This is a genomic window from Citrobacter sp. Cpo126 (assembly GCF_030332445.1).
GTDB classification, from domain to species: Bacteria; Pseudomonadota; Gammaproteobacteria; order Enterobacterales; family Enterobacteriaceae; genus Citrobacter; species Citrobacter portucalensis.
Map to the genome: position 1 here is coordinate 1 of NZ_JAOWHT010000031.1, position 5,181 is coordinate 5,181.

At 49.5% G+C, this 5,181-nt stretch carries 4 protein-coding genes, 4 tRNA genes and 1 pseudogene; 7 read left to right on the forward strand and 2 right to left on the reverse strand.

The annotated features are described in order from the left end of the window. Positions 1-230 precede the first annotated feature (230 nt). Both murB and birA read left to right on the forward strand, forming a co-directional pair. The gene (gene murB / locus OGY17_RS09170; protein WP_048215164.1) at positions 231-1,259 is read left to right on the forward strand and encodes a UDP-N-acetylmuramate dehydrogenase; all 1,029 of its coding nucleotides are present in this window, start codon (positions 231-233) and stop codon (positions 1,257-1,259) included. Next, positions 1,256-2,218 (forward strand): bifunctional biotin--[acetyl-CoA-carboxylase] ligase/biotin operon repressor BirA, encoded by a 963-nt coding sequence (birA, locus tag OGY17_RS09175; RefSeq protein WP_128612557.1) that lies wholly within the window; start codon positions 1,256-1,258, stop codon positions 2,216-2,218. The genes murB and birA overlap by 4 nt, the downstream gene beginning before the upstream one ends. Before the next feature lie 32 nt (positions 2,219-2,250). Here the strand turns inward: birA and coaA are convergent, their stop codons facing one another. Both coaA and OGY17_RS09185 read right to left on the reverse strand, forming a co-directional pair. Next, positions 2,251-3,201, reverse strand: a complete 951-nt coding sequence (gene coaA, locus OGY17_RS09180; RefSeq protein ID WP_003031107.1) for a type I pantothenate kinase — start codon at positions 3,199-3,201, stop codon at positions 2,251-2,253. A 289-nt stretch (positions 3,202-3,490) separates the two neighbouring features. Further along, positions 3,491-3,571, reverse strand: a pseudogene (locus tag OGY17_RS09185) (hypothetical protein); the annotation flags it as partial. A 19-nt stretch (positions 3,572-3,590) separates the two neighbouring features. Between OGY17_RS09185 and OGY17_RS09190 the strand changes: the two are divergent. The 5 genes from OGY17_RS09190 to tuf form a co-directional block, all read left to right on the forward strand. Further along, positions 3,591-3,666: transfer RNA gene (locus tag OGY17_RS09190), tRNA-Thr, on the forward strand. Between the two features lie 8 nt (positions 3,667-3,674). Then, positions 3,675-3,759, forward strand: a tRNA-Tyr gene (locus OGY17_RS09195). A gap of 114 nt (positions 3,760-3,873) precedes the next feature. Beyond that, positions 3,874-3,948 (forward strand) — tRNA-Gly (locus tag OGY17_RS09200). 5 nt (positions 3,949-3,953) lie between these two features. Beyond that, positions 3,954-4,029 (forward strand) — tRNA-Thr (locus OGY17_RS09205). A 118-nt stretch (positions 4,030-4,147) separates the two neighbouring features. Continuing rightward, a partial coding sequence (tuf, locus tag OGY17_RS09210) for an elongation factor Tu (protein WP_286553871.1) occupies positions 4,148-5,181 on the forward strand: 1,034 nt, incomplete at its 3' end.

The following is a 5,181-nucleotide window of genomic DNA, read 5'->3' on the forward strand; positions in this document are numbered from 1 at the left end:
GGGCTTCTTTGCGTCTGTGCGGGATGAAAACCGCCGGATGCGGCGTGCCGCCTTATCCGTCCTGCAGGGGCCGGGCTGAATGTATTTTGTAGGCCTGATAAGCGCAGCGCATCAGGCTCATCACAACACCGCACCATCGGGTACAAAGCAATATCCTGAGCCTCCATAAGACAAGCCATCCAGCGGTATATGCGGTAAACTAGGCGCGATTTTGCATCAGGAAAGCGTCTATGAATCACTCCCTTAAAGCCTGGAACACCTTCGGTATCGATCAGCAAACAAATGAACTTGTCTGCGCCGAAAATGAACAACAATTACTGAATGCCTGGCAATCAGCCAATGCATCGCATCATCCAGTACTGATCCTGGGCGAAGGGAGCAACGTCCTGTTTCTTGATGCCTTCCAGGGTACGGTGATCGTCAATCGTATTAAGGGTATTGAGATTACAGAACAACCTGATGCGTGGCATTTGCACGTAGGTGCGGGTGAAAACTGGCATCATCTGGTCCAGCATACGTTGCAGCTTGGTATGCCTGGGCTGGAAAATCTGGCGCTTATCCCAGGCTGCGTGGGTTCATCGCCAATCCAGAATATTGGTGCCTATGGCGTAGAGCTACAGCGCGTCTGCGAATACGTAGACTGCGTTGAGCTGTCGACTGGCAAACATCTGCGCGTTGGTGCAGCAGAATGTCGCTTTGGTTATCGTGACAGCATCTTCAAACATGAATACCAGGATCGCTTCGCAATTATTGCTGTTGGTTTACGCTTGTCTAAACAGTGGCATCCGGTACTGACCTATGGCGATCTGACGCGCCTGGATCCTACAACGGTGACGCCTCAGCAGGTTTTTGATTCTGTCTGCCATATGCGCACGACAAAACTGCCCGATCCGAAAGTAAACGGGAATGCAGGAAGCTTCTTTAAAAACCCGGTTGTCACCGCAGAGATTGCGCAGGAGCTCCTGGCAAAATTCCCAACAGCACCTCATTACCCGCAGGCTGATGGTTCTGTAAAACTGGCAGCCGGCTGGCTTATCGACCAGTGTCAGCTAAAAGGCATGCGCATTGGTGGCGCAGCGGTACATCAACAGCAGGCTCTGGTACTGATCAATGCAGACAATGCGACGAGTCAGGATGTGGTGCAACTTGCACATCATGTACGTCAAAAAGTCGGTGAGAAATTTAATGTCTGGCTCGAACCAGAGGTCCGATTTATTGGCCCGCAGGGTGAAATGAATGCTGTGGAGATCATTGCATGAAGGATAATACCGTCCCTCTGACGCTTATTTCATTACTCGCTGATGGCGAATTTCATTCTGGTGAGCAGCTCGGTGAAAAGTTGGGAATGAGCCGTGCCGCAATCAATAAGCATGTCCAGACGTTACGCGACTGGGGGGTTGATGTCTTTACTGTTCCAGGTAAAGGATACAGCTTACCGGAGCCTATCCAACTATTAGATGCCTCACTTATTCATTCTCAACTGGATGGTGGAAATATCACAGTCCTGCCGGTTATCGACTCAACCAATCAGTACCTGATGGACCGAATAGGTCAACTGGAGTCAGGGGATGCCTGTGTCGCTGAATATCAGCAAGCCGGGCGCGGTCGCCGTGGTCGCAAATGGTTTTCACCGTTTGGTGCCAACCTGTACCTTTCAATGTTCTGGCGGTTGGAACAAGGACCGGCTGCCGCGATTGGCCTGAGTCTGGTTATTGGTATCGTCATGGCTGAGGTTTTACGCGATCTGGGCGCAGAGAAGGTACGTGTAAAATGGCCCAACGACCTCTATTTGCTCGACCGTAAGCTGGCAGGGATCCTGGTTGAACTGACCGGTAAGACAGGGGATGCCGCGCAGATTGTTATCGGTGCGGGTATTAATATGTCCATGCGCCGGGTTGAAGAAAATGTGGTGAATCAAGGCTGGATTAACTTGCAGGAAGCGGGCATTAACATTGATCGCAATACCCTTGCTGCCCGACTGATACGTGAGTTGCGTGCTGCGTTAGTGCTCTTTGAACACGAAGGTTTAGCGCCGTATCTGTCTCGCTGGAAGAGACTGGATAACTTTATCGACCGCCCGGTCAAACTTATTATTGGCGATAAAGAAATATTTGGCGTCTCTCGTGGAATAGACGCGCAAGGTGCATTATTGCTTGAGCAAAATGGCGAGATCAAACCCTGGATGGGTGGAGAAATATCGCTAAGAAGCGCTGAGTAATAAGAAGGGGAGCTGTTGCTCCCCTTTTTTATTTATTTTCTCAACCTGACTTGCTCAACGGCATGATTGGCACTTTTCGTCATGATTAAGCTTGCTCGCTCACGCGTTGGTAATATATTTTGCTTTAAATTCAGCCAGTTGATCTCTTTCCACAACGATGTGGCGGTGTTGATAGCCTCATCTTCTGATAATTTTGCATAGTTATGAAAATAAGAGTCCGGGTTGGTAAACGCCCCTTCACGGAATTTCAGGAAACGGTTGATATACCACGTCTGGAGTAATTCTTCTGGCGCATCAACATAAATAGAAAAGTCGACAAAGTCAGAAACAAATACATGATGCGGATCGTGAGGATAGTCCATCCCGCTCTGTAAAACATTTAGCCCTTCGAGTATTAATATGTCGGGCTGGGCAACGGTTTTGTCGCCATCAGGGATCACATCATAGATGAGATGGGAATAGACCGGCGCCGTGACGTTAGGTACGCCTGATTTCAGATCGGAAACGAATTTAACCAAGCGATGCATATCATAGGACTGGGGGAAGCCTTTCTTCTTCATCAGTCCACGATCTTTCAATACCTGGTTAGGGTGGAGAAAGCCATCGGTAGTAATCAACTCAACCTTGCGATGCTCGGGCCAGCGACTGAGCAAAGCCTGCAAAACACGCGCAGTCGTACTTTTACCGACGGCGACGCTGCCAGCAATGCTAATAATATAAGGAATACGCTCGCCATTCGTGCCTAAAAATTGCTCCAGCACGGCCTGACGTCGCAGGTTCGAACTGATGTAAAAGTTTAGCAAACGCGAGAGAGGCAAATAAATCTCGGCAACTTCTTCCAGCGATAAGTCTTCGTTAATGCCTTTAAGACGAGCAATCTCTTCCTCGGTCAGGGTCATCGGCACGGAATCACGAAGCGCAGCCCACTGGTTGCGATCAAACTGTAGGTAAGGCGACGTTAACGCTTGCTCTTTTATACTCATACGCATGGTCTGGCTGTCATTGCTATATCAGGTCTGCGGTAAAAAACGAAATCATCCCGGTACGCAATGGCACGCACATTTCAGTTAATTTGGACAATGGGCAGGAGGGTAACACCAGATGGGGGGGAATAATAAGAAAAAATCATCCTCTGAAATGCAATGTGACGGGTATTCCAGATGTATAAAGATGTGCTTTCTCTCTATCAAAGCGTACCTGTCGGAGCAAAATTCCTCCCAGAGGAGGCACCTGACGTTGGAAATTTGTCCAATTCAAAGAGGAAATAGATTATTTATCGGTCGTATAGTGCAAAATGTGAGCGATAGAACATTTTATGCAATTTTTTAGTTGCATGAGTGCGCATGTCTCCATAAAATGCGCGCTACTTGATGCCGACTTAGCTCAGTAGGTAGAGCAACTGACTTGTAATCAGTAGGTCACCAGTTCGATTCCGGTAGTCGGCACCATCAAGTCCGGTGGGGTTCCCGAGCGGCCAAAGGGAGCAGACTGTAAATCTGCCGTCACAGACTTCGAAGGTTCGAATCCTTCCCCCACCACCACTTTCTGGCAGCGTTATCGCCGCCTGAGTTGATTAAAAAATTAATCAGCTCGAACAGAAAAGAGAGAAATCTCTTTTTTGTTGCAGAAAGAACTGGGTAGCCGAGTTTCAGGATGCGGGCATCGTATAATGGCTATTACCTCAGCCTTCCAAGCTGATGATGCGGGTTCGATTCCCGCTGCCCGCTCCAGACGTGCTGATATGGCTCAGTTGGTAGAGCGCACCCTTGGTAAGGGTGAGGTCCCCAGTTCGACTCTGGGTATCAGCACCACTTCACTTCTCCTTCCCGTTTCTCTCTGTTTACTTTTAAAAGCATTCAACAGCTCAGGTATATTGCCTGGTTGATGTGGTGATATCACCGATTTATCCGTGTCTTAGAGGGACAATCGATGTCTAAAGAAAAATTTGAACGTACTAAACCGCACGTTAACGTCGGTACTATCGGCCACGTTGACCATGGTAAAACAACGCTGACCGCTGCAATCACTACCGTTCTGGCTAAAACCTACGGCGGTGCTGCTCGCGCATTCGATCAGATCGATAACGCGCCGGAAGAAAAAGCTCGTGGTATCACCATCAACACTTCTCACGTTGAATATGACACCCCGACTCGCCACTACGCACACGTAGACTGCCCGGGCCACGCCGACTATGTTAAAAACATGATCACCGGTGCTGCGCAGATGGACGGCGCGATCCTGGTTGTTGCTGCGACTGACGGCCCGATGCCGCAGACTCGTGAGCACATCCTGCTGGGTCGTCAGGTAGGCGTTCCGTACATCATCGTGTTCCTGAACAAATGCGACATGGTTGATGACGAAGAGCTGCTGGAACTGGTAGAAATGGAAGTTCGTGAACTTCTGTCTCAGTACGATTTCCCGGGCGACGACACTCCGATCGTTCGTGGTTCTGCTCTGAAAGCGCTGGAAGGCGAAGCAGAGTGGGAAGCGAAAATCATCGAACTGGCTGGCTTCCTGGATTCTTACATCCCAGAACCAGAGCGTGCGATTGACAAGCCGTTCCTGCTGCCTATCGAAGACGTATTCTCCATCTCCGGTCGTGGTACCGTTGTTACCGGTCGTGTAGAACGCGGTATCATCAAAGTTGGTGAAGAAGTTGAAATCGTTGGTATCAAAGAGACTGCTAAGTCTACCTGTACTGGCGTTGAAATGTTCCGCAAACTGCTGGACGAAGGCCGTGCTGGTGAGAACGTTGGTGTTCTGCTGCGTGGTATCAAACGTGAAGAAATCGAACGTGGTCAGGTACTGGCTAAGCCGGGCTCTATCAAGCCGCACACCAAGTTCGAATCTGAAGTGTACATTCTGTCCAAAGACGAAGGCGGCCGTCATACTCCGTTCTTCAAAGGCTACCGTCCGCAGTTCTACTTCCGTACTACTGACGTGACTGGTACCATCGAACTGCC

Bases quoted from the DNA above. Each gene is read 5' to 3' on its own strand.
- murB (WP_048215164.1), top strand. From the start codon at position 231: ATGAATCACTCCCTTAAAGCCTGGAACACCTTCGGTATCGATCAGCAA.
- birA (WP_128612557.1), top strand. From the start codon at position 1,256: ATGAAGGATAATACCGTCCCTCTGACGCTTATTTCATTACTCGCTGAT.
- coaA (WP_003031107.1), bottom strand. From the start codon at position 3,201: ATGAGTATAAAAGAGCAAGCGTTAACGTCGCCTTACCTACAGTTTGAT.